This window comes from uncultured Mycobacterium sp. (genome assembly GCF_964249325.1).
In the GTDB taxonomy this organism is placed as follows: Bacteria; Actinomycetota; Actinomycetes; order Mycobacteriales; family Mycobacteriaceae; genus Mycobacterium.
Genome location: NZ_CAXUCH010000312.1, coordinates 1 through 4,111 on the forward strand (window position 1 = coordinate 1; position 4,111 = coordinate 4,111).

General features: G+C 71.5%; 2 protein-coding genes. Both read left to right on the plus strand.

The window, feature by feature from the left end:
* The coding region (locus tag ACFE99_RS23375; protein ID WP_375489012.1) for a PD-(D/E)XK nuclease family protein at positions 1-2,658 on the plus strand (2,658 nt) is incomplete at its 5' end.
* On the plus strand, positions 2,655-4,111 hold a 1,457-nt coding region (locus ACFE99_RS23380), incomplete at its 3' end, for an ATP-dependent helicase (RefSeq protein WP_375489014.1). The genes ACFE99_RS23375 and ACFE99_RS23380, both read left to right, overlap by 4 nt.

Sequence of the window (4,111 nt, forward strand, 5' to 3'; positions counted from 1 at the left end):
GCCGGCTTCGCGGCCGAACTTCGCGATCTGCTGGCGCGGTCCGCCGAACGCGGAGTCGACCCACGGCAACTGCGGCGGCTGGGCCGGCTGCACGGGCGTCCGGAATGGGCGGCCGCCGGCCAATTCGCGCAACAGTACGAGCAGGTGATGCTGCTGCGCGCGGCAGTCGGCACAGCGGCCCCGCAAGCGAGGGTTCCGGCGCTGGGGGCGGCCGAACTGGTTGGCACGGCACTGGACGCGTTCGCCGCCGACCCGGAACTGCTGGCCGCTGAACGCGCCCGGATTCGGCTGCTGCTGGTTGACGACGCGCAGCAGCTCGACCCCCAGGCGGCGCAGCTGGTTCGAGTGCTGGCCGCCGGTGCTGATCTCGCCTTGATCGCGGGGGATCCCAGCCAGGCGGTGTTCGGTTTTCGCGGCGCCGATCCGGCCGCCTTGTTGGCCGACGACTCACCATCGGTGAGCTTGACGGTCTCGAAGCGCTGCCCTCCGGCCGTAGCCGGCGCGATCACCGCGATCGCGCGCCGGCTTCCCGCCGGAGTCGACGGCACGATCACCGGCTCAGGCACCGATTCCGGTTCGGTGGCAGTGCAGTTGGCGGCCTCGGCACATGCGGAGGCCACGATCATCGCCGACACCCTGCGGCGCGCACACCTGGTCGACGGAGTGCCGTGGTCACAGATGGCGGTCATCGTCCGGTCAGTGTCGCGGGTTGCTGCGACGTTGCCGCAGGCCCTGGCCAGGGCCGGTGTCCCGGTGGCCATACCACCGATCGGCGGCTCGCTGGCCGAACAGCCCGCGGCGCGGGCTTTGCTGACGGTGCTGGCAGCCACAGCCGACGGGCTGGACGCCGCCCAGGCACTGACGCTGTTGACCGGACCGATCGGCCGGGTGGATCCGGTATCGCTGCGCTCACTGCGGCGCGCGCTGCGCCGCGGCGGCGCCCACTCGGATTTCGGTGAGCTGCTGGTGGCCGCGCTGATCAGCGACGAGCCGCCCCGACTATCCGCGGTGCAGGCGCGCCCGCTGCGCCGGCTGCGTGCGGTACTTGGTGCTGCGGCCCGCTGCCATCGGGCAGGCCAGGATCCGCGCTACACGCTGTGGGCGGCATGGCACCGCTCCGGTCTGCAGGGTCGGTGGTTGACGGCAATTGACCGCGGCGGGCCGGCCGGCGCTCAGGCGGCGCGCGACCTCGATGCGGTCACGGCGCTGTTCGACGTCACCGACGAGTACGTGTCGCGAACCGCTGGAGCGTCCCTGCGTGGGCTCGTCGAGCATGTCTGCGGGCTGCAACTTCCGACCGCGCGTCGCGACCCGGTGGCACCGGCTGAGCAGGTCAGCGTGCTCAGCGCGCATGCTGCGCTAGGACACGAGTGGGACCTGGTCGTCATCGCCGGCCTGCAGGACGGCTTGTGGCCCAACACGATTCCGCGCGGCGGAGTGCTGAGCACCCAGCGGCTGCTGGACGTCATCGACGGGATCGGGGAGCACGCCTCGGTGCACGCTCCGCTGCTGGCCGACGAGCGCCGACTGCTGGTGGCTGCGATGGGTCGGGCCTGTCGGCGGCTCGTCGTGACCGCGGTCGACGCCGAAGCCGGCGACGCCGGCGCAGCAGCCGACTCCGAGCTGCCGTCGCCGTTCTTCTTCGAGGTGGCACGATGCGCCACCGACGATCTCGACCTCACGCCGGTGGCATCGCCGCGGCTGCTGTCGGCGCCGGCGGTGGTGGGCCGGCTGCGCGGCGTGGTCTGCGCGCCCGACGGTGCAGTCGACGACGCCGAGCGTGCCAGCGCTGCAGCGCAATTGGCGCGGCTGGCCAAGGCCGGTGTGCCGGGTGCGGACCCCGCCCAGTGGTACGGCCTCATCCCGGTCAGCACGGTGCAGCCGCTGTGGAGCGGCGACGACCACGTGGTCACCCTGACGCCGTCGAGCCTGCAGACGCTCACCGACTGCCCGCTGCGCTGGTTGGCCGAACGCCACGGCGGAACCGCCCCGCGCGATCTGGGCGCCACCATCGGGTCGCTGCTGCACGCGCTGATCGCCGAACCGCGAGGCAGCGACCGGCAGCTGCTGGCCGAGCTTGAGCGGGCTTGGCAACATCTGCCGTTCGAGTCGCCGTGGTATTCGGCCAACGAACTGGCCCGTCACCGCGCCATGATCGAGACATTCCTGGCGTGGCGGGCGCAGAGCCGCCAGGAGCTGACCCAGGTCGGCGTCGAAGTCGACGTCGACGGGGTCATCGACACAGAGGGCGGCGCTAGGGTCCGGCTGCGCGGACGTGTCGACCGGATCGAGCGCGACGCTGCCGGCCGGCTGGTGATTGTCGACGTCAAGACCGGCAAGACGCCGGTCAGCAAGGACGACGCGCAGCGGCACGCGCAGCTGGCGATGTATCAGCTGGCGGTCGCCGAGGGCTTGGTGTCTCAGGGCGACGAACCAGGCGGCGGCCGCCTGGTCTATCTGGGCAGGAGCGGACCCAACGGCGCCACCGAGCGCGAGCAGGATCCGCTCACGCCGTCCGCGCGCGACGAGTGGCGCAGGCTTGTTCAGCAGGCCGCGACGGCAACCGCCGGCCCGCGGTTCATCGCCCGGATCAACGACGGCTGCACGCACTGTCCGATACGGCCCAGCTGCCCGGCACACGTGGGGGGCAAGCAGTGACGGCGACGCCGCGGTACAGCCCGGCCGAATTGGCCTGCGCGCTAGGGCTTCTCGAACCCACTGCCGAGCAGGCCGCCGTCATCGCCGCGCCGCCGGGGCCGCTTGTAGTGATCGCCGGGGCAGGTGCGGGCAAAACCGAGACGATGGCCGCGCGAGTGGTGTGGCTGGTCGCCAACGGCTACGCCTCGCCCGATCAGGTGTTGGGGTTGACCTTCACCCGCAAGGCCGCCGGTCAACTGTTGCGCCGGGTACGGTCGCGGCTGGCCCGGCTGGCCGGTGTCGGCATGGCAACCGGAGGCCGGGCAGCCCACGAGCCGGCGTCGCCGGCGGTCAGCACCTACCATGCCTTCGCCGGTGCCCTGTTGCGCGAACACGGCTTGCTGTTGCCGATCGAACCCGACACCCGGCTGCTCAGCGAGACCGAGCTGTGGCAGGTGGCCTTCGACGTGGTCAGCGGCTACCGCGGCGAGTTGCACACCGACAAGAATCCGGCCTCAGTGACCGCGATGGTGCTGCGGCTGTGGAGTCAGCTCACCGAACACCTCGTCGACACCGAACAGCTCCGCGACACCCATGTGGAGTTGGAACGGTTGGTCCATACCCTGCCGGCCGGTCCCTACCAGCGAGAGCGCGGCCCTAGCCAGTGGCTGCTGCGGATGCTGGCCACGCAAACCGAGCGCACCGAGTTGGTTCCGCTGGTCGAAGCGCTGCACCGGCGCATGCTTAGCGAGAACGTGATGGACTTCGGGTTGCAGATGGCCCTGGCCGCCCGACTGGCCTCGAGATGCCCCCAGGTCGGTGCGCAGCTGCGCGAACGCTATCGGGTGGTGCTGCTCGACGAATACCAGGACACCGGGCATGCCCAGCGCGTCGCGTTGTCGGCGTTGTTCGGCCGCGGGGTCGACGACGAATTGGCGCTGACGGCCGTCGGCGACCCGATCCAGTCGATCTACGGCTGGCGCGGTGCCTCAGCAACCAACCTGCCGCGGTTCGCCACCGACTTTCCCCGATCCGACGGCACCCCTGCGCCGATCCTCGAGTTGCGTACCAGCTGGCGCAACCCGCCGCGGATCCTGCAGTTGGCCAACGCCGTTTCCGCGGAAGCCCGGCGCCGGTCGGTCGCCGTGCGGGCTCTGCGCGCACGTCCGGACGCCGCCGCGGGCGCAGTCCGCATTGCCTTGCTGCCCGACATGCAGGCCGACCGCGAGTGGATCGCCGACCATCTGTACCGCCGCTACCAGTGCTGCCGCGCCGACGGGATTGCGCCGCCGACCGCCGCGGTGCTGGTTCGGCGAAACGCCGACGCCGCGCCGATGGCCGAGGTGCTGCGTGCCCGCGGCATCCCGGTGGAAGTGGTGGGACTGGCCGGGCTGCTGTCTATTCCCGAGGTGGCCGACGTGGTGGCGATGCTGCGGTTGGTCGCCGACCCCACCGCAGGCGCGGCGGCGATGCG